The organism is Streptosporangium sp. NPDC020145 (genome assembly GCF_040631275.1).
Classification (GTDB): Bacteria; Actinomycetota; Actinomycetes; order Streptosporangiales; family Streptosporangiaceae; genus Streptosporangium.
On record NZ_JBEXZT010000003.1, the window covers coordinates 508795 to 529233 of the forward strand.

The following is a 20439-nucleotide window of genomic DNA, read 5'->3' on the forward strand; positions in this document are numbered from 1 at the left end:
GCCGCGCGTCAGCGGTCCAGGACGTTCGACGCGACCCGGGCGGCGAAGCCGTTGCGGACGAAGTGGCCGGCCAGGCTGGTGGGTTTGCGCTTCGCCTGGTCCTCGAAGCACGCGGCGAACTCCCCGGCGATCCCGAGGCGGGGGTGACGTTCGAGGATCTCGGCCCTCAGCTCCTCGGGGAAGGCCTCCGACCGTCTTCCCGAGATGTCCAGGCCGGTGGACAGTTCGAGCAGGTGGCCCTCCGGGTCCTTCTCGACGTCCACCTCGGCCCACATGTGGCGCACGATCACCTCGCAGGCGCGCACCCGCCGTTCCACCGGCCATCCGGCCGCCGCGCAGAAGACCCACGCGAGGTGGCCCCCCGCCTCCTCGAACGGCACCGTGTGGCTGTCGAACTCCCTGACCAGCCCGATGTCGTGGAGCATCGAGGAGACGTAGAGCAGTTCGGCGTCGAAGGCGATGTCGTTCATCGCGGCGTACGCCGCGGCCCACAGGTAGGCCCGCACGGAGTGGTTCAGCAGCGCGGGCGAACAGTAGGCGGTCGCCACCTCGATGGCCGCGCGGGTGGCCGGGGTCTCGGGGACCACGATTTCGGCGTATTTCATGCGATTCAGCCTGCCGTGACCGCCGATGACCTGCGAGTGGCCGGAGAGACAACCATCGATAGGATTCCGCCATGGGGTTCAGGACGATCGCCGTGGTGATGTTCGACGAGATCCCGCTCTTCGAGGCCTCCGTGCCGATCGCGGTCTTCGGCGAACGACGTACCGGCTCGCCGGAGTTCGACGTGCGGGCGGTCTCCGCCGAGGGCGGCCCGGTGCGGACGGACGCGGGCATCGCGTTGTCGGCGCCGTACGGCTTGGACGCCGTGGACGAGGCCGACCTGGTGATCGTGCCGACCTGGCGGCACCCGCTCGACCGGCCGCCCGCCGCCGAGTCCCTTGAGGCGCTGCGTACGGCCCACCGCAGGGGCGCGACCGTCGTCGGACTGTGCCTGGGCACGTTCGTGCTGGCCGCGGCCGGCCTGCTGGACGGACGGCCCGCCGCGACCCACTGGCGTTACGCCCCGCTGCTCGCCTCCAGGTATCCGAGCATCGAGGTCAAGCCCGACGTGCTGTACGTGGACGAGGGTGACCTGCTGACCTCGGCGGGAAGCGCGGGCGGCATCGACCTGTGTCTCCATCTCGTCCGCAGGGCCTACGGCCACCAGGTGGCCAACGACATCGCCAGGTCCATGGTGATGCCGCCGCACAGGGCCGGTGGGCAGGCGCAGTACATCGACCATCCCGTTCCGGTTCCCGAGACCGGCGACCCGCTGGGCGAGACCCTGGAGTGGGCTCTGCGCAACCTCGACCAGGAGCTGACCGTGGACGCCCTGTCCTCCCGGGCCATGATGAGCCGCCGCACCTTCGACCGGCGCTTCCGCCAGGCCACCGGAACCACCCCCACCCAGTGGCTGCTCCACCAGCGGGTCCTGCACGCGCAACGCCTGCTCGAAACCACCGGCGAACCGGTCGAACGGGTGGCCCGCAGATCCGGCTTCGCCTCCGCGGTGGCCCTACGCCCCCACTTCCGCCGCCAGGTAGGCGTCTCCCCCACCACCTACCGCCAAGCCTTCGGCCCCCCAGCCTGACCCAAGGACTCTCCCTTGGCTTAAGCCTTACCGGTGCCGTCCGTGAGGGGTATGGCTTTTGTGCCCTACCGGTGCCGTGCATGAAGAGTGTCCGGCTTGGGCGCGTCGGTGCTTGGACTGAGGAGCGAAGGAGCGAAGCGGACGAACGACGAGGGAAAGCACCGACCCGAAGCGCCCAAGCCCGCGACGCCGCCAGGCGGAGCAAAGAAACCCGGCTTGGGCGCGCCGACGCTTGGACTGAGGAGCGAAGGAGCGAAGCGGATGAGCGACGAGGGAAAGCGTTGGCTCGAAGCGCCCAAGCCCGCGCCGCCGCGAGGCGGCGCAAAGAGACACAGCGCCCAAGCCCGCGGCGCCGCAGGCGCCGCGAATAGGCAGGGCCGGATTTTTGTGGTCGATGGCTGAGAGAACTATCACGCGGCCACCGTCCGCCCCGTCAAGCTGGAGTCATGAAGCGAGCACTAGTCGTCATCGACGTCCAGAACGAGTACTTCACCGGCAATCTCCCGATCGCCTTCCCCCCTCGGCAGGAGAGTCTCGCCAACATCGTGGCCACCATGGACGTGGCGCGCGAGCACGGTGTCCCCGTGGTGATCGTCAGGCACACCGCTCCGGCCGAGTCCCCGCTGTTCGCGAAGGGCAGCCCCTCCTGGGAGCTACGCGAGGAGGTCGGGAGCAGGCCGTACGACCACCTGGTGGACAAGACGCTGGCGTCGTCCTTCGCCGGGACGGATCTGGCCGGGTGGCTGGCCGCTCAGGAGATCGACACGGTGACCATCACCGGCTACATGACCCAGAACTGCGACGAGTCGACCGCCCGGGACGCCGCCCACCTGGGCCTGAAGGTGGAGTTCCTGTCCGACGCGACCGGCGCCCTCCCGCTGTCCAACAACGCGGGCACCGCGACGGCCGAGGAGCTGCACAACCACGTGCTGGTGGTGATGGCCTCCAACTTCGCCGCCGTGGCGACCACCGCGGAGTGGATCGACGCGGTCAGGGCCGGTGAGCCCCTCCCCCACTCGAACATCTGGGTGAGCACCGAGATCGCCCGCGCCACCCCCTGACCGGCACGAGAACGGCTCCGCCGGGGGCGCCTCAGGCGCCCCTCACCCCCAAAAGGTCACAGAAGCCACAAAGAAACCAGAGGGCCCGCTTTTCCCCGATGACTCACCGCTAAACTGACCCGACCTGGACACCCCCGCGGACAGAGCCGTCCAGCGCCCCCTTCTCTGGTGAACGGCGTGGCCTGGGCGCCGTCCGTGCTTGGAGTGAGGAGCCGACCTTGGCCCCCTCATCGCCGGGGTTGAGAGTTCTGGTTCGAGCGCCGTCGGTTAGGGGTGAGGGTTTTGGTTTGGGCGCCGTCGGTGCTTGGACTGAGGAACGCGGGAGCACGACGACGGAGAGATGAGGAAAAGCTCCGGCTCGAAGGCTCCCGAACCTCGCGACGCCGCCGGACGGCGCAGAGGAGCACAGCGCTGGCCGTCTCGTTCGTCCTGGCCCTGGCCTGCGGCGTGACGAACGGTACGGCGCAGGCCGCCGAAACGGTCAAGCGGACGGCCGAGTGCCAGGGAGACTGGCTGCCGGCGACGCCGACCTCGGCGGACATCATGGCGGGCAAGGTCGAGTTCGTCGGGCTGCCGCCGGTGAAGGTGGGCAAGGACGTCAACTGGCGTACCGACCCGTACCGCAACCGGTCCTGGAGCATGGTCTTCCACTCGCTGCGCTGGATGGGCCGCCTGGTCGCCGACTACGAGACGACCGGGGAGAAGGCCTATCTGGCCCGGGCCACCGAGATCGCCAAGGACTGGGTGGCGGACAACCCCAGGGGCGGGGGGCCGAAGGCCAGCCCGTACGCCTGGCAGGAGCACCCGATCGCCCTGCGCGCCCCGGCCCTGACGTGCCTGAGCAGGCACGTCAACGAGTCCTGGCTGTCGAAGAGCCTGGCCGAGCACGCCAAGATGCTCTCCAACCCGGCCCTGTACGAGAAGGGGCACAACCATGGGATGGACCAGGACATCGCGCTGTTCGGCATCGGCTGCCGCTTCAAGAACACGACGTGGTCGAACCTGGCGCTCAGGCGGCTGACCACGACCGTCAAGCTCGACATCGACTCCCAGGGGGTGCTGCGTGAGCAGGCCCCCCGGTACGCGATCTACGTCTACGACCGGCTCAAGCTCGCGATGGAGCGCATCGAGGAGTGCGGCAGGAAGGTTCCCGGCGAGATCCGCTCCCGGTGGGAGTCTCTTGAGGACTTCATCGCCCACTCGACGCAGCCGAACGGGTTCATGGTCCCGATCGGCGACGGTGGCGCAGACGTACAACCCTCGGGTTACGACCACCCCAAGAAGACGGTCCGGGTCTTCGGCAACGGCTATGTCTACGGGCGCACCGCCTGGGGCAAGCCGGAGTCGGCGTTCTACTCGATCCGGTTCGGCCCGGCCCTGAGGTTCCACGGCCATGAGGACCACCTGGGTGTGACCTACTACGCGCAGGGCCGTGACGTCCTGGTCGACGTGGGCTTCGACTCCTACGAGAAGACCCCCTACCGGCGTTGGACGATGTCGCCGGAGGCGCACAACACCCCCGCCGTGGTCGGTGCCCGGTTCCGTCCCAAGACGGCCAGCGCCCTGAGCAAGTCCTCGGTCGGGCAGGACAGGCAGAGTTACCGGCTGACCGACAGGGCCTACGGCGTGCCGAGGACCCGGTCGGTGCTGGTCAACCACGGCGATGACGTGATGGCGGTGCTGGACACCGTGCCCCGGGGCTCCAAGGTGAGCAACGTCTGGCACTTCGCCCGTGAAATGTCCCTGGTCTCCAACGGCGGCGGCCGGGTCGTGGTCAAGGACAAGTCCGGCTGGAAGGCGACGCTGGTCCAGCTGTCCATGCCCTCCTGCAAGCCGGTCGGCGGGCAGCGGGTGGTCTCCGGCCAGCAGAACCCCTTCCAGGGCTGGGTCTCTCCCACCTATCTGAACAAGCAGGCCGCTCCCGCGGTCCTGTCCCCCGCCACGGAGGGCGCGCTGCTCACCGTCGTGGTGCCGGGAACCGCCTCCCCCGAGGTCTCCTGCTCGGGCGGCAGGGTGCGGCTGCAGACCTCCGAGGGTCAGGTCACCTTCAAGGTCTCGGGCGCCAACCTGTCCTGACCTCGCTCTCCGCCCGTCCGGCGAGGGGTACGGCCCAGGCCGTACCCCTCGGTTGTGAGGTCAGTCGGCGATGTGGCCCGCCCTGAGCAGGCCGTAGGTGACCGCCTGCTCAAGGGCCTGCCAGGAGGCCTCGATGATGTTCTCGTCGACGCCGACGGTCGCCCACTCACCGGTCTCGTCGCTCGACGTGATGAGGACCCTGGTCACGGCGTCCGTGCCGTGGGTGCCCTCAAGGATGCGCACCTTGAAGTCGATCAGCTCGACGGCCGCGAGCTCGGGGTAGAGCTTCTCCAGGCCGAGCCGTACGGCCTTGTCCAGGGCGTTGACCGGGCCGTTGCCCTCACCGGTCGAGACGATCCGCTCGCCCTTGGCGTGCAGCTTGACCGTGGCCTCGCTGACCAGTTCGCCGTCGCGGGTCCGCTCGACGATCACCCGCCACGACTCGACCTCGAAGTGACGCCGCTTGCGGTCACCGGCGACGGTGTCGCGCAGCAGCAGCTCGAAGGAGGCGTCGGCCGCCTCGAAGGTGTAGCCCTTCGACTCAAGCTCCTTGACCCGTTCGACGAGGACGCGCGAGGTGTCCGGCGACAGGTCGTAGCCGAGTTCGCGCCCCTTGAGCTCGACGGAGGCGCGGCCCGCCATGTCGGAGACGAGCATGCGCATGTCGTTGCCGACCAGGGAGGGGTCGATGTGCTGGTAGAGGTTGGGGTCGACCTTGATGGCGCTGGCGTGCAGCCCGGCCTTGTGAGCGAAGGCGGAGACACCCACGTAGGGGGCGTGGGAGTTCGGGGTGACGTTGGTGACCTCGGTGATGGCGTGCGCGACGCGGGTCATGTCGGCCAGCGCCTCCTTCGGGACGAGGTCGAAGCCCCGCTTGAGCTGGAGGTTGGCGACCACGGTGAACAGGTTGGCGTTGCCCGAGCGCTCACCGTAGCCGTTGGCGCAGCCCTGTACGTGGGTGGCGCCCGCCTTCACCGCGGCCAGGGTGTTGGCCACCGCGCAGCCGGTGTCGTCGTGGCAGTGGATGCCGATCCTGGCCGTGGTCGCGACGGCGGCGGCGACGACCTCGGCGAGTTCGTCGGGGAGCATGCCGCCGTTGGTGTCGCACAGGGCGATGACCGAGGCCCCCGCCTCGGCGGCGGTGCGCAGGACTTCGAGCGCGTAAGCTGGGTTGGACTTGTAGCCGTCGAAGAAGTGCTCGGCGTCGAGGAAGACTCGCTGGCCCTCCGCACGAAGGTGAGAGACCGTGTCGCGGATCATCGCGAGGTTCTCCTGGAGAGTCGTGCGAAGGGCCAGCTCCACGTGCCGGTCGTGACTCTTGGCGACAAGGGTCACGACCGGCGCGCCGGATTCGCGCAGCGCGGCGACCAACGGGTCGTCGGCGGCCTTGACACCTGCTCGGCGGGTCGCGCCGAACGCGGCTAGCTGCGCGTGCTTCAGATCGAGCTCTGTTCGAGCCCGTCTGAAGAACTCTGTGTCCTTGGGGTTGGCTCCCGGCCAACCGCCTTCGATGAAGCCGACGCCCAGGCTGTCCAGGTGGCGGGCGATGGCCAGCTTGTCCACGACCGTGAGGTTGAGGCCCTCCTGCTGGGCACCGTCACGGAGTGTCGTGTCGTACACGTGGAAGCGGTCGTCGGCCATATCAGTCTCCTTCGCGGGGTTTCGATGTGATTCGCCGCGCGCTCTCTCGGCTCCGAGAAACAAAAAAACCCCTCACGGACGTGAGAGGTCTGCGCGCTGGCGGTGTCCTTTTTCAGCCAGCGCGCCTGCCGATAATGAGCAGACCGTAGAACATGGTGTCTTGGAGTCTGCCACACCCAACCACCACTTGACACATTGATCTCAGGATCTGGAACGCCCGTCCCGCCGACGCGCCCGGAAACCGTTCGCGGAGACAGCTCTGACCAGCGGGAACGGCCACCCGAAGGCGACTTTCCCGGATCCGGCCGTGGGGCGGTGCCCACGCGCGCACGCCACATGGCCCGACGGCGCGCCCGCGGGCGCGGCCGGGGGAGTTCATGGGTTCAGGCCGCCGGCGGCCGGGTGGCGTCGCTGACGCTCCCGGTCGCCGGCGGCCTCGGGTCCGCGAGGTCAGCAGATCTTGTGCACCCAGCCATGGGTGTCGGGGCGGGAGCCGTACTGGATGCCGACCAGGGCTTCGCGGACCTTGGCGGTGACCGGGCCCTGGGTGCCGTCGCCGACGGTCCAGGCGCGGTCGGCGCCCTTGACCGAGCCGACCGGGCTCACCACGGCGGCGGTGCCGCAGGCGAAGACCTCGGTGAGGTCGCCGGACTCGCAGCCCGCCTGCCACTCCTCGATCGACAGGCGGCCCTCCTCGGCGGTCAGGCCGAGTTCGGCGGCCAGGGAGAGGATCGAGTCACGGGTGATGCCGGGCAGGAGGGTGCCGGTCAGGGCGGGGGTGAGCAGCCGGTCTCCGTAGACGAAGAACAGGTTCATCCCGCCCATCTCCTCGACGTAGCGGTGCTCGTTGGCGTCGAGCCAGACGACCTGGTCACAGCCCTGCTCGACGGCCTGGCGCTGCGCGACGAAGGCCGCGGCGTAGTTGCCGCCGCACTTGGCGAAGCCGGTGCCGCCGGGGGCCGCGCGGGTGTACTCGGTGGACAGCCAGACCGAGACGGCCTTGGCCGCGCCGAAGTAGGCCGCCGCGGGAGAGGCGATCACCATGTAGCGGTAGGTCCGCGAGGGGTAGTTGACGCCGAGCGCGGGCTGGGTGGCGATCATGAAGGGGCGCAGGTAGAGGCTGTGGCCCTGGGTGGTCGGCACCCATTCGCGGTCGGTCTGCACGAGCAGTTCGATCGACTCGACGAAGGCCTCCTGCGGCAGTTCGGGCATGGCCATGCGCAGCGCCGACTGGTTGAAGCGGGCGGCGTTGGCGTACGGCCTGAAGCAGGCGATCGAGCCGTTCCCCTGCCGGTAGGCCTTCAGCCCCTCGAAGAGCTCCTGGGCGTAGTGGAAGACCGACGTCGCCGGGTCGAGGCTGAGCGGGCCGTACGGCGTGAGCCGCGCGTCGTGCCAGCCCTCCCCCTCGGTGTAGTCGATGGAGATCATGTGGTCGGTGAAGGTCTGACCGAATCCGGGATTCGCCAGTACCTGCTCGCGCTCGGCCGTGGAACGAGCGTGGTCGGAGAGCTGCACGTCGAAGGTCAGCTTCTGAGCGGTGGTCATGGCGGCGGTCCTTCTCTTCGTGGCGGAGTGCACCTACGGTCCATTCTGGGACGGAGCAGGCACCGGAAAACTACTGCATATATGCCAAAATCCGGCAGCCTGCTCGGTGAGACGAACAAAAAAGACGCGCCCGGCGGCTCTGCTGAGCCACCGGGCGCGTCTGGGGTCGTGCGGGCGGCTTGTCAGCCGGCTACTCGGGCGGTGATGTCGTCGCCGATCTCGTGGGTGGTACGGCTCGCCCACCCGGTCTGGCGCTCGACCAAGTCCTCGGCCACGGCCTGCTCGACCTTGGCCGCCTCCTCGGTCAGGCCGAGGTGGTCCAGGAGCATGGCGACCGACAGGATCGTGGCGGTCGGGTCGGCCTTGCCCTGGCCCGCGATGTCCGGGGCGCTGCCGTGGACCGGCTCGAACATGCTGGGCGCGGTGCGGTCGGGGTTGACGTTCCCGCTGGCCGCGAGGCCGATGCCACCGGCGACGGCGGCGCCGAGGTCGGTGATGATGTCGCCGAAGAGGTTGTCGGTGACGATCACGTCGAACCGCTCCGGCTGGGTGACGAAGAACATCGAGGCCGCGTCGACGTGGTAGTAGTCGGTGGCGACGTCGGGGTACTCAAGGCTGACCCGGTCGACGGTGCGGGACCACAGGTCACCGGCGAAGGTGAGGACGTTGGTCTTGTGGATCAGCGACAGCTTCTTGCGCGGCCTGCTGAGCGCCTTCTCGAAGGCGTAGCGGACGACGCGCTCGACACCGTAGGCGGTGTTCAGCGACTCCTGCGTGGCGATCTCGTACGGCGTGCCGCGGCGCAGCACACCACCGGCGCCCGCGTAGAGGCCCTCGGTGCCCTCGCGGATGACGACCATGTCGATGTCCTCGGGGCGGGAGCCGCCCAGCGGGGTCGCGACGCCGGGGAAGAGCTTGACCGGACGCAGGTTGACGTAGTGGTCGAGCTCGAAGCGGAGCTTGAGCAGCAACTCGCGCTCCAGGATGCCCGGCGGCACACTGGGGTCGCCGACCGCGCCGAGCAGGATCGCGTCGTAGCCGCGCAGTTCGTCGAGGACCGCCTCGGGAAGGACCTCACCGGTTCTGTGGTACCGGCCGGCACCCAGGTCGTAGGTGGTGGTCTCCACCTTCGTTCCGACGGCTTCGAGGACCTTCAGGCCCTCGGTGACGACCTCGGTCCCGATCCCGTCTCCAGGGATGACGGCCAGACGAACATTGCGCGAATCCATAACGGGCACCCTATCTGCTCTGTCTCGACAATCGAACCACCGATCTCACCCCTCGGACACTTCTCACCCCGGAAGGCCCTGAAAAGTTTGTCCTGTTTGCGATCTTTTGACCGTTTCGTTAAGGTCCTGGCCATTCGTATCGTCGCCTAATTCGCGCAGGCCATCCCCCTCTTTCGGTCCGCGCGGAGCCGGGGAACCACTTCCGGGGTCCACGGGGCGTCCGAGCCGCACTCCGTCTGGCGGAGCACGTTTCCGGCGTTTTCCACGAGGCCCCTCGGGGCGAGTCGGCGCCACCACGCGCCGTAGGGCGACCTCCACGCCCGAGCCCGACAGCTCACCCGGCCGGCCCTATGGAAGGAACGGTCCTGAACGGCAAGACCTACCCCCGTGTCCTGACCCTGATCGTCACCGGCTCGACCATCCTCGCGACACCCGCCGTCGCACTGGCGGACTCCTCCCTCACCACCTCCTCCCCCACTCCTCTCCTCGCGCTCGCCGCCGCCGGATTCGCCCTCGCGCACCCGGCCCCCACCGCGGAGAGCTCCCGGACCCCGCTCACCGCTCCCGCCGTCGAACCCGCCCCGGCCGGCTTCTCCGGGACCGCGCGGAAGGTCCCGGCCTGGAAGAAGGCGCTGAACTGGGCGATGTCCAAGCGCGGCACACCGTACGTCTGGGGCGGCACGGGCAGGGGCGGCTTCGACTGCTCGGGCCTGATGCTCCGCGCGTACGGCGCCGCGGGCATCCGGCTGCCCCGCACGACGACCCAGCAGTACTCCGCGTTCGCCAGGAAGATCTCCTGGAAGAACCTCAAACCCGGTGACCTGGTCTTCTTCCACAACCTCGGTCACGTCGGCATGATCACCAAGCCCGGTTACATGGTCCACGCCCCGCGCAGCGGCGACGTGGTCAAGGTGGAGAAGCTGCAGGCCTGGCGCCGCGCCAGCTTCGCGGGAGCCGTACGGCCAGACCCCAAGGGGGTCGAACTCGCCGACGAGCGGGCCGAGCTGGACACGGCGATCAGGCAGTCGACCCAGGCCGGTACGGCCCTCGCCCGCTGACCCACGCCTCTCCCGGTCCCGGGCGCCGCACCGCCCGTGGCCTCGGAGGGACCCGGCTCAGGAGGAGTGCGGGGGCACTCCGCCGTTGTCGCGGCGGTCCAGCGCGGTCTGCAGGGCCTGGGCGGCCTCGTTCTCGTTGTCCTCGGGACGGTTCCAGGGATACATGTCGTACATGACGCTTCTCGTCTCGTTCGCACGGAGCTGGCTGAAGGAGGAAGGGGAGCCTGGACCCTGGTCACGGGCCCTCATCGGATCGCGGATCCGGATCACGGATCGACGGGAAACCGGGGCCGACGAACGCCATCACACCGCGGCGAGTTGCCGGCCCGCCCCTGTGTCAGGCCTCGCCGCGGCAGGTAATAAGTACGAGAACCTGGCGCATTACCAGCCATAATAACCGGCCCTCCGCAATCTGTCTCACCCCTCGTGCAGGCTTCTCACATATTGAGACGAGGCTCGGCCGGAAAAGCAGACGGCCGCCGCCCCGCGAACGGGGACGGCGGCCGTGGGAGCCGTGCTCCGGGATCAGTCGGCCAGGTCGACCGAGCGGCCGCTGTCGGCGCCGATCTCGCCGCCGATCTGGTCGATCACCTCGGCCGGGATGGCGGAGTCGACGGTCAGCGCGATGAGGGCCTTGCCGCCCTTGGCGTCCCTGGCGACCTGCATGGAGGCGATGTTGATGCCGTGGTCGCCGAGGATGCGGCCGACGACGCCGACGACGCCGGGGCGGTCGTCGTAGGTGAAGAACGACAGGTGGTCGGTCGGCTCGATCTCCATCTGGTAGCCGTTGACCTCGACGATCTTCGTGACCTGCCGCGGGCCGGAGAGCGTGCCGGAGACCGAGACGGCGCGGCCGTCGGCCAGGACACCGCGGACGGTCACCACGTTGCGCCAGTCGGGGCTCTCCGCGCTGGTCACCAGCTCGACGGTGACGCCGCGGTCCTTGGCCAGGAGCGGGGCGTTGACGTAGGTGACGGAGTCCTCGATCACGTCGGTGAAGACGCCCTTGAGGGCGGCCAGCTCCAGCACGCGGACGTCCTGGGAGGCGATCTCACCGCGCACCTCGACGTCGAGCCTGGTGGCGACCTCACCGGCGAGGGCGGTGAAGACGCGGCCGAGCTTCTCCGCCAGGGGCAGACCCGGCTTGACGTCCTCGGCGACGGCGCCGCCCTGGACGTTGACGGCGTCCGGCACGAACTCGCCGGCCAGGGCCAGCTTCACGCTGCGCGCGACCTGGGTGCCGGCCTTCTCCTGGGCCTCGTGGGTCGAGGCGCCCAGGTGCGGGGTGACGACGACCTGGTCCAGCTCGAACAGCGGGCTGTCGGTGACGGGCTCCTTGGGGAACACGTCGATGCCCGCGCCCGCGACGCGGCCTTCCTTGATCGCGGAGTAGAGGGCGCCCTCGTCGATGATGCCGCCGCGCGCGACGTTGATCAGGCGAACCGACGGCTTGACCTGGTGCAGCTCGCGGTCACCGATGAGCCCGACGGTCTCCTTGGACTTGGGCAGGTGCACGGTGATGAAGTCGGACTCGCGCAGGACCTCTTCGAGGGAGGCCAGCCTGACGCCCATCTGCGCGGCGCGGGCGGGCTGCAGGTAGGGGTCGTAGGCGATCAGCTCGACGCCGAACGGCTGCAGGCGCTGGGCGACCAGCTGGCCGATCTTGCCGAGACCGAGGATGCCGACGACCTTCTCGTCCAGCTCGACGCCGGTGTACTTCGAACGCTTCCACTCGCCGCCCTTGAGCGCGGCGTGGGCCTGGGCGACGTTGCGGGCCGAGGCGAGGATCAGCGCGACGGTGTGCTCGGCGGCGCTGGTGATGTTGGAGGTGGGGGCGTTGACGACCATGACGCCTGCCTTGGTCGCGGCCTCAACGTCGACGTTGTCGAGTCCGACGCCCGCGCGGGCGACGACGCGGAGCTTGGGCGCGGCGGCGATCGCCTCCGCGTCCACCTGGGTGGCGCTGCGCACGATGAGCGCGTCCACGTCGGCGAGGGCGGGCAGGAACTTGGCGCGGTCGGCGCCGTCGGTGTGGCGGACCTCGAAGTCGGCTCCCAGGACGGCGAGACCTGCCTCGGAGAGTTCCTCTGCGACCAGTACGACGGGCTTGTTCACGGGCTGGATCCTTTGGAGACGTGGAGGCTGCGGACGGACCTCACGTAGTCTATCGAGGCTTGTGAACGCGTTCACGAGTGTCCCGCGATCCGAGACGGTTACCCACTTCGTACACCTTCTATGCCTACAAAATTCATCTTGGTCTTGATCTAGATAAAACTTCGCGATTACCCTGATAAGCCGTGGTTCTCTACCTAAGGTTCCGTGTATGAGCATCGGGAACCCCGCTCTCGGCGACGTACTCTCGCAACACGGCAGCCCGCACCGGCTGCTGACGGCGCTGGCCGAATACGGGCTCCTCGTGGCCGTGCGCCCTGATCGCTCCGTCGTGCTCGGCACGACCCAGACCGGCGAACGGGTCCTGCTCGGCTACACCTCGCAGAGCACCTACGCGCGCCACCGCGGCAACCACGCCCTGTCGGCGTGCGACGCCGACACCATCCTCGACATCCAGCGTGCCACCGGCGTGCGCGAGATCGTGATCGACGCCGCCGGTCCGGCGGCGGCGGCCGTACCGATCGAGGATCTCCAGCGCCACCTGCTCTCCACCCGCACCGGCCCGACGCCCGCGCTGTCGAGCGCGGCCCCGACGGCCTACGCGACCGGAGCGATGGCCACGGTCCCGCGTGCCTCCGTGCCTCCGGTCGTCCCCGTGGCTCCGGCGACCCCGGTGGCTCCCGCAGCCGCTCCCACAGTGGCTCCCGCGGCGGGCCGGCGCACCGGCCCGGCCCCCGTGCCGCCCGCGCCCGCCGCCCAGCCGTGGATCCCCGCGCCGCGTCCCCACCTGTCGGGGCCGATGCAGATGGTCGATCCCGGTTACGGGCGCTGCACACACCCGATCCTGCCCGCGCTGCGCTTCGCGATCTCCTACGTGCTCGCCGACTACCCGCTCGTGCACCACGTGTGGATCTCCGAGGCCAAGACCTCCTCGGGGGCCCCCGGGATCATGCTGCACGTCAAGGTGCACATGTCGGCGGCCGAGGACGTGGTCAGGGACATCCACCGCGGAGTGCGCGCCCGGCTGCCGCAGCTGGCCGCCAGCGAGGCGCCGATCCTGATGGCCAGGGTCGCCGACGCCCGCAGCGAGCAGCGGATGATCGAGATCGGCGCCCACGTGGTCTGCGCGGGCACCACCGACTGAGCCGGACAGGTGGCGGCCCGCCCCTGAACGGGCCGCCACCTGTCCGCCTGACTAACCCAGCCGCCGGGTCAGCGTGACCCCGGTCCTGGCGAAGGCCAGGGCGATCAGTCCCGCCAGCAGCGGCAGCCCGACCCCGACGGCGACGAGGGGAGGCCACGGAACGCTGAGGACCATCTCAAGCTTGGGGTAGGCGACCCCGTTGAACCCGACCTCCCGGTAGTCGTTGCGCTGCACGACCGACTGGCTCGCCATGGCGAACCCGGGCAGCAGGCCGACCAGCAGACCGAGGGGCACCCCCAGGCCCGCGACGAACACCGCCTGCCCCGCCGCGACCGCCCTGCGGGTGCGGGGCCGGGCCCCGACCGCCGAGAGCGTGTCCAGGTCGGGCCGTGCGTCGGCGGCGGCGAGGCCCGAGGCGGCGAGCGTACCGCCGAGCACCACGAGCGAGGCCAGCGCCCCCATGACCCACAGGGTGGGATCGATCCTGCCGGAGTCCACGCTCCCCGCCGTCGTGACCGTGACGTCGGGGGTGATCACGCGTATCGCCTCGCTGAGCCGCCGCTCCCGCTCCGGGTCGGGACGGCCGTCCTCCGGGCGAACGATGAACCCGATGAGGCCGGGGACGTAGCCCGCCCTGGTCACCGCCGCCTCCGGCGCCACCCCGAGCACCAGCGCGGGCCCCTGGACGGTGGCGCCGACCGCAGGCATGGTGACCGCGGGCTTCTCGCCCCCCACCGGGAGCCTCCGGACGGCCAACCGGACCTCCCCGTTCCTGACCACGGCCGGATCGAAGATCACCACCTTGCCCTCGGCCAGCGCGACCTCCGCCGCCCGGTCGGTACGGCCCAGCAGGAGGCGCAGCAGGTCTGGGCCGCCCACTGGCAGAGTGCCCAGCGGCCCCCACAAGGTGAAGCATTTCCGACAGGAACGGCGCTCCAGCGCGAAGTCCAGCGCCCCGCCCTCCCCGTCGAGTGCCTGGTACGTCGCGAGCGGCGTCGTCCTCGGGAACACCTCGGCGACGAGCGGCCTGATCCGCTCCCAGGTCTCCTTGGGGACGTCGTCCCCGTAGATAACGGTCGTGCCCTGGGGGTAGCCGGTCCGGTAGTGCCGTTCCCCCGTCGCGACGCTGCTGGTGGCGCCGACGGCGACCGTGCTGAACGCCGCGGCGGCGGCCAACACCGCCACCACGGCGGGAGCCGTACGGCCCCGGTTGCGGGAGGCGTCCCTGACGGCCAGCCGAAGGGGAAGCGGGAGCCCTCCGGCCAGCCCGCCGATCCACCTGACCAGCCAGGGCGTCACCATGACCAGGCCGAGCAGGCCCAGCGCCCCACCGAGATAGATCCACGCCTCGATGCTCACCGTCCCGTAGAGCATCGCCGCGGTCCCCGCCGTGAGCAGGACCAGGCCGGCCAGTGGACGGCCCGCCCGGTCACGCGCCGTGGGACGCCTGCCCGCGAGCACCGTGACCGCGTCCGTCCTGGCCGCCTGCACCGCGGGCACCACAGCCGCCGCGACCCCGCTGACCAGGCCGAGCACGGCGACCGGCACGATCTGCCCGACAGGCACCTCGAACGGCCCCAGCTCACCGGCGGGCCAGATCCCCATGACGACCGCGATCACCCTGGCGGCGCCGACGCCGAGGACCGGGCCGAGCACGGCGGCGACCAGTCCCAGGGTCAGCCCGTCGGCCAGCACGACCAGTTTGAGGTGCCGGGCCGAGGCGCCCTGGGCGGACAGGAGCGCGAGTTCCCTGCGGCGACGGCGGATGCCCACCGCGAAGGCGGGGCCCGCGAGCAGCACGACCTCGATCACGGCCAGCACGATCCCCGAGACGGCCGAGACCATCCCCGAGGTGGTCCATGCCGTTCCTCCCCAATGGAAGGCGAGGGCCTGTCCCGGGCCCTTCCCCACCGAGGGCGGGTCGGCGAGCACCGCCGACGACATCGCGGCGATCCCGGCCTGGTTGAGGCGGAGCGTCCCCGCCCAGGTGAGCGGGGCGGGCAGGTCGGCCAGCCAGGCGTCGTCCGTGCCGGACCCGCCGGACGAGGCCGGCAACAGCGAGCCGGGGAGTCCGATGAGCGAGCCGCCGTACTCGGTCCGCTGTTCGACCACCCTGCCCACCACGTGTTTCGTCACGCCGCGGCGGGTGTAGCGGATCGTCGCCCCGACGGGGACATTCCTGGAGGCGGTGACCACGACCTCGTCGGCGCTCCGCGGGTAGCGTCCCTGGATCAGGGGGAACATGCCCTTCGTCATCGGGTCCCGCAGGTCCAGCTCGACGACGCCGATGGGGGTGTACCTGCCGCCCGTCGAGTACTCCTCGTCGGCCGAACGTACCGGGATGACTCGCGCCCCCTGGCCGAGCAGGGCCTGGATCCGCTCCTGGGATCTCGGCTCCGCCCGCCGCTCGCCGTACGGTTCCCAGCTTTCGCCGAGCACATCCTGCCGGATCGGTCGGCTCTCCCCCGTGTCGACCAGCCGGGCGTCGGCCGCGCCGAGGAGCATGGGGACCTGCTCCTCGGGCGTCAGCTCACGGGTGGCGAAGATGGTGAGGGCCGCGGTGACGGCCAGGACCGGGAGGCCGATCATGACCACGATGAGCGCGCTGCGCGCCTTGGCGCGCCAGATGTCCCTGCGGGAGATCCGCAGCGCGGCGAACAGGGCGCTCATCGGGCGCTCTCCATGGGGGCGGAGGTCATGTCGGCGATCTCCCCGTCGCGCAGGAAGACCACCCGGTCAGCCCAGGCCGCGTAGCGGGGCTCGTGGGTGACGAGGAGGACCGCCGCTCCCGCGTCGCAGCGGGTGCGCAGGAGCTGGAGGACCTCGTCGCCGGTCGGGGTGTCGAGGGCGCCGGTCGGCTCGTCGGCCAGGATCAGCCTCCGTTGGCCGGCCAGCGCGCGGGCGATGGCGACCCGCTGGCGCTGGCCGCCGGAGATCTCGTCGGGGAAGCGGTCGGCGACGTCGGCGAGGCCGACCTCGGCCAGTACCTCCCTCGCCTCCCGCCGGGCCTGGGCCGCCCTGACGCCGTCCAGCTCACGCGGGAGCATGACGTTCTCCACGGCGGTCAGCGAGGGGATCAGGTTCAGGTCCTGGAAGACGTAGCCGACGTGGCGGCGGCGGAGCCCGGCGAGATCCGCGGCGCGCATGCCCGTCAGCGACGTGCCCTCGACGGCCACCTCGCCCGAGGTCGGGGTGTCGAGGCCGCCCGCGAGGTTGAGCAGTGTGGACTTGCCGGAGCCGGAGGGCCCCATCACCGCGATCAGCTCCCCCGCCGCCACGTCCAGGCTCACCTCCCGTAACGCCCGTACGGCCTGCGGCCCCTCGCCGTGGACGCGGGTCACGTCCGCGAGCCGTAGGACCGGTTCTGTGCTCATCGATGTCTCTCCTGCGTCTGGATGGAGGCCGTGAGCACGACCTCGCAGTGGTCGAGCCAGCGCTGTTCGGCCTCCGCCTGGAAGATCATCGAGTCGATGACCAGCCGTTGCGCCGGGCTCTCCGCGTTCGCCCGTTTCGCCCGGGTCAGTTCCTGCAGCGTGCTCATGGTCGCCACGCGCTGGGCCTGGATGACAGGCCGTACGTCGGCGCCGGCGGCGACCGCCATGGCGAGCTTGATGACGAGTTCGTCCCGAGGCCGGTCCGACTGGGCGACGGGGGTGCTGAACCATCGCGCCATCTCGGTCAGACCGGCCTCGGTGATCGTGTAGACGACCCGGCCCTGCTCGTCCTGCTCGCCGGGTGTCACCAGGCCGTCACGCTCCAGGCGGGAGAGCGTCGTGTAGACCTGGCCGATGTTGAGCGGCCAGGTCGCCCCCGTCGACGCCTCGAACTCGGCCCGCAACTGATAGCCGTAGCGGGGTCCCCGGCTCAGCAGAGCGAGGAGTCCTTGCTTGATCGCCATGAATACCGAGTATGCATACCGAGTATGGTTGTCGCAAGAGATCCGCATATTCTGGACAGGTTCCACCGTTGGGGCGGATACTCGGGGGATGAGCTCGACGCATCCCCCGGCCCGCGCCTCCGACGGGGACCGCGATCGTGCGATCAACGAGCTTCGTGACCGCGCCGTCGAGGGTCACCTCTCGCACGACACGTTCCTCGGCCGGGTGGACATGGCCCTGCGCGCCCAGAGTCAGGGCGAGCTGGAGAACCTGGTCGCCGATCTGCCGCAACGCGGCCGCTTCCGCCGGATGGTCACCGAGATCGTCGCCTCGGCCTCCGACTTCACCAAACGGGTGGAGTCCGCCTGGCGGCGCCCGAGGCTGCCCAGGCTCGCGCTGCCCGGGGACAACCGCACCCGCTACGTGGTCGGCCGGGGTTCCGCCTGCGACCTGGTCCTGGCTGACCTGACCGTCTCCCGGATCCACGCCGAACTGCGCCGCGACGGGGAGGGCTGGATCGTCGTCGACCTCGGCTCGCTCAACGGCACCCGGCTCAACGACTGGCGGCTGGTCGGCCCGGCGAAGGTCCGCCCCGGAGACGTCGTGTCCTTCGGCGACTGCGTCTTCCTGGTGATCACTCCCCAGCTGGGGTGACCCCTCCTGCCGCGAGCGTCCGCGCGGTCAGGGGGTAGCGCCTGGCCAGCAGCAGGCTGATCCCGGCGAAGAGGGCGGGCAGCAGGGTCCCGCCGTACAGGGTGACCGCGACCGCAGCCTCCGGCTGCGCGACCGGGTTCGCCGGGCCCGACTCGACGAAGCCCGCCGCGCCGAGCAGCCAGCCGAGCACGAGCGCGCCCAGCGCGAAGACCACGGTCTCGCACGCCGCCCAGAGTCCGGTGAACGACCCGGCGCGGCGCCCGCCGGTCACCATCGTGTCGTGGGCCACGACGTCGGCCAGCATCGAGACCTGCAGCAGCTGCAGCCCGGCGTAGCCGACACCGACGACGAGCAGGCACAGATGCGCGTAGACGGGCCCCAGGCTTCCCGAGAGGGCCGTTCCCGCCGCGCCCGCCGCGAACAGCGCCGACCCCAGGGCCATCGCACCCCGTTTGTCGTAGCGCCGGGACAGCCGCACCCACAACGGCATCGTGACCAGCAACGGCCCGACGACGCACATGAAGAGCGTGGTGACGGCCCCCGGATCGCCCAGGATGTAGGTGGCGAAGTACGGCGCGCCCGCGAGCAGCACCCCCGCGGCGAACATCTGCGCGCAGCCCAGCGCGAGCAGCGGCATGAACGCCCCGCTCGACCTGGCCTCGGCGAACTGGGCCCTGATCGACGGTCCCGCTCCGCGCGCCCCGGGGATCCTGGGAGCCCGGGGGGCCTCGGGGGCGGGAACGCGGGCCGTACCGAAGAAGGAGGCGAGCATGGAGGCCAGCAGCACGGCCGCGACGAGCAGGCCCATCAGCCGGTAGCCGGAGACCTCGTCGCCCGCGACCGCCGGAGCGACGGAGCCCGACAGCAGGATCGCTCCCCCGACGAAGACCATCTTCCACTGCAGCAGCGTGGAACGCTCGTGGTAGTCGTCGGTCATCTCCGCGGCCATCGCCTTGTAGGGCACCTCGTAGAAGGCGTAGGCGGTCGCGGTGGCCAGATAGCAGACCGCGACGTACAGCGCGGCGGGCAGACCGGTGAGCGGCGGCCCGGCGAACATCAGCGCGAACGTCACCGGAAGGGTGAGCGCGCCCAGCAGCATCCAGGGACGGCGCGCGCCGAACCTGGAGACCGTGTGGTCGGAGCGGCGCCCCACCCAGGGGTCGAGGACCATGTCCCACAGCTTGGGCAGGAAGACCACGAGCCCGGCGGCCCACGCGGGAACCGCCAGCACGTTGGTCATGTAGAACAGCAGCAGCAGACCGGGGACCGTGGAGAACGTTCCAGTGCAGACCGAGCCGACACCGTAGCCGACGCGCACCGCACGGGGAACGATCAGGGGTGCGGGAACGGGTGCCGGCGTGACCATGGCCACATTCAAGCGCACGGTCTCCCGGGTGACGCTCCCGGAGGGCGGAAACGTTTCCGGATCGTCGCGCGGGCCGGAGACCGTGATCGTCGGCCGAGACGTGGTGACACGGACGGCACGCCCCCGGCAGAATGCGGAACCCATCCAGCGCCCAACGATCTGGAGGAACCACCATGCGCAGACCTCTGGGGATACTCGCCTGTGCCGGGGGCCTGGTGGCGCTCGGCGCACCGAGCGCCACCGCCCAGAGTGCCGAGGCCGTGACGGCGCCGCAGGTACGGCAGGCCGAGTGCCGTGTCTACGCCGCCGCCCCGGCCGTGTCCTCCGCGGGGAAGATCCAGGCCTCCGCCATCCGGGTCGGCTGCACCGGCAGCGCCCTGGTCCGCATCCGGATCGTGCAGGAGAGGACCGGCACCGACCCCACCGTCAGGAGCGCCTCCCTGCGGGGCGTCAACGGACGAGTCACCGTGACGGCGCCGTGCGTCTCCGGTGTCTACTACGCCGTCGTCACCGACGACCAGGGCAACACCGGCCGTTCGAAGAACGCCGCCCTGTCGTGCGGTGTCCCCAAGGCCGTCCAGGAGGTGCTCCGGCTGACCAACGCCGAACGACGGGCCGGAGGCTGCCCGGCCCTCAGGGACGACTCCCGGCTGCGTTCGGCCGCCCAGGGGCATTCCGCCGACATGGCGGCCAACAACTACTTCAACCACACGTCCAAGGACGGCAGGACCATGACCGACCGGATCAAGGCGTCCGGGTTCAGCCCGCTGTCGGCGTGGGCGGAGAACATGGCCTGGGGCCAGCGGACCCCGGCCGAGGTGGTCAAGGCCTGGATGAACAGCCCGGGTCACCGGCGCAACATCATGACCTGCTCCTACACCCACATCGGGATCGGCGTGGCCACCAGCCCGCGCGGCCGTGTCTACTGGACACAGGACTTCGCCAGGCACTGACCCCCGCGGGAGACGCGTACGGCCCGCGCCCCCGTGACGTGAACCGTCGCGGGGACGCGGGCCGTACGGCGACCGCTCTGACGGGCCCC

General features: G+C 70.4%; 16 protein-coding genes and 1 riboswitch. Of the genes, 7 read left to right on the plus strand and 9 right to left on the minus strand.

Translation table 11 applies throughout. From position 1 onward, the window contains the following. Positions 1 to 8: 8 nt before the first annotated feature. Complete coding sequence (locus tag ABZ463_RS07910) at positions 9 to 605, minus strand: HD domain-containing protein (RefSeq protein ID WP_352010254.1); 597 nt, start codon at positions 603 to 605, stop codon at positions 9 to 11. Between the two features lie 71 nt (positions 606 to 676). On the opposite strand from ABZ463_RS07910, the gene ABZ463_RS07915 reads away from it, so the two are divergent. The 3 genes from ABZ463_RS07915 to ABZ463_RS07925 all read left to right on the plus strand — a co-directional run bounded on the left by ABZ463_RS07915 (position 677) and on the right by ABZ463_RS07925 (position 4770). After that, entirely contained in the window at positions 677 to 1633 is a 957-nt protein-coding gene (locus ABZ463_RS07915) for a helix-turn-helix domain-containing protein (RefSeq protein ID WP_352010253.1), read from the plus strand. Positions 1634 to 2079: 446 nt separating this feature from the next. After that, positions 2080 to 2694 carry a cysteine hydrolase family protein gene (locus tag ABZ463_RS07920; protein WP_352010252.1) on the plus strand — a complete coding sequence of 205 codons (615 nt, stop codon included), beginning with the start codon at positions 2080 to 2082 and terminating at the stop codon, positions 2692 to 2694. Between the two features lie 447 nt (positions 2695 to 3141). After that, positions 3142 to 4770: a heparinase II/III family protein gene (locus tag ABZ463_RS07925; RefSeq protein ID WP_362774159.1), complete on the plus strand. Its 1629-nt coding sequence runs from the start codon at positions 3142 to 3144 to the stop codon at positions 4768 to 4770. Positions 4771 to 4830: 60 nt separating this feature from the next. On the opposite strand, the gene cimA is transcribed toward ABZ463_RS07925, so the two are convergent. The 3 genes from cimA to ABZ463_RS07940 all read right to left on the minus strand — a co-directional run bounded on the left by cimA (position 4831) and on the right by ABZ463_RS07940 (position 9185). After that, a complete protein-coding gene (cimA, locus tag ABZ463_RS07930; protein WP_352010250.1) occupies positions 4831 to 6411 on the minus strand; it encodes a citramalate synthase in 1581 nt (526 codons plus the stop codon). Between the two features lie 450 nt (positions 6412 to 6861). Next, the gene (locus ABZ463_RS07935) at positions 6862 to 7956 is read right to left on the minus strand and encodes a branched-chain amino acid aminotransferase (RefSeq protein ID WP_362774163.1); all 1095 of its coding nucleotides are present in this window, start codon (positions 7954 to 7956) and stop codon (positions 6862 to 6864) included. Positions 7957 to 8138: 182 nt separating this feature from the next. Beyond that, on the minus strand, positions 8139 to 9185 hold the full coding sequence (locus ABZ463_RS07940; RefSeq protein WP_352010248.1) for a 3-isopropylmalate dehydrogenase: 1047 nt from the start codon (positions 9183 to 9185) through the stop codon (positions 8139 to 8141). Between the two features lie 148 nt (positions 9186 to 9333). Beyond that, positions 9334 to 9548: riboswitch (cyclic di-AMP (ydaO/yuaA leader) on the plus strand. Between ABZ463_RS07940 and ABZ463_RS07945 the strand changes: the two genes are divergently transcribed. Beyond that, positions 9536 to 10243, plus strand: coding sequence for a C40 family peptidase (locus ABZ463_RS07945; RefSeq protein WP_352010247.1), 708 nt, complete (start codon positions 9536 to 9538; stop codon positions 10241 to 10243). Its footprint overlaps the riboswitch before it by 13 nt. 525 nt (positions 10244 to 10768) lie before the next feature. On the opposite strand, the gene serA is transcribed toward ABZ463_RS07945, so the two are convergent. Next, on the minus strand, positions 10769 to 12358 hold the full coding sequence (serA, locus tag ABZ463_RS07950) for a phosphoglycerate dehydrogenase (RefSeq protein ID WP_352010246.1): 1590 nt from the start codon (positions 12356 to 12358) through the stop codon (positions 10769 to 10771). 208 nt (positions 12359 to 12566) lie between these two features. Here serA and ABZ463_RS07955 point away from each other — a divergent pair, with 208 nt between their 5' ends. After that, on the plus strand, positions 12567 to 13499 hold the full coding sequence (locus ABZ463_RS07955) for a hypothetical protein (protein ID WP_362774168.1): 933 nt from the start codon (positions 12567 to 12569) through the stop codon (positions 13497 to 13499). A 51-nt stretch (positions 13500 to 13550) separates the two neighbouring features. Here ABZ463_RS07955 and ABZ463_RS07960 read toward each other — a convergent pair whose 3' ends face one another. From ABZ463_RS07960 to ABZ463_RS07970, 3 genes are read right to left on the minus strand one after another with little or no spacing between them, the layout of a single operon-like run. Continuing rightward, positions 13551 to 16169 (minus strand): FtsX-like permease family protein, encoded by a 2619-nt coding sequence (locus ABZ463_RS07960; protein ID WP_362774171.1) that lies wholly within the window; start codon positions 16167 to 16169, stop codon positions 13551 to 13553. After that, a complete protein-coding gene (locus tag ABZ463_RS07965) occupies positions 16166 to 16873 on the minus strand; it encodes an ABC transporter ATP-binding protein (RefSeq protein WP_362774174.1) in 708 nt (235 codons plus the stop codon). Before ABZ463_RS07965 ends, ABZ463_RS07960 begins: the two co-directional genes overlap by 4 nt. Next, on the minus strand, positions 16870 to 17397 hold the full coding sequence (locus ABZ463_RS07970) for a PadR family transcriptional regulator (RefSeq protein ID WP_362774178.1): 528 nt from the start codon (positions 17395 to 17397) through the stop codon (positions 16870 to 16872). The genes ABZ463_RS07965 and ABZ463_RS07970 overlap by 4 nt, the downstream gene beginning before the upstream one ends. 88 nt (positions 17398 to 17485) lie before the next feature. On the opposite strand from ABZ463_RS07970, the gene ABZ463_RS07975 reads away from it, so the two are divergent. After that, on the plus strand, positions 17486 to 18031 hold the full coding sequence (locus ABZ463_RS07975; protein ID WP_352010229.1) for a DUF1707 and FHA domain-containing protein: 546 nt from the start codon (positions 17486 to 17488) through the stop codon (positions 18029 to 18031). Here ABZ463_RS07975 and ABZ463_RS07980 read toward each other — a convergent pair. Then, positions 18012 to 19397, minus strand: coding sequence for an MFS transporter (locus ABZ463_RS07980; RefSeq protein WP_362774181.1), 1386 nt, complete (start codon positions 19395 to 19397; stop codon positions 18012 to 18014). The genes ABZ463_RS07975 and ABZ463_RS07980 overlap by 20 nt on opposite strands. Before the next feature lie 173 nt (positions 19398 to 19570). On the opposite strand from ABZ463_RS07980, the gene ABZ463_RS07985 reads away from it, so the two are divergent. Next, positions 19571 to 20350, plus strand: a complete 780-nt coding sequence (locus ABZ463_RS07985; protein WP_362774184.1) for a CAP domain-containing protein — start codon at positions 19571 to 19573, stop codon at positions 20348 to 20350. The last annotated feature ends 89 nt before the right edge of the window (positions 20351 to 20439 follow it).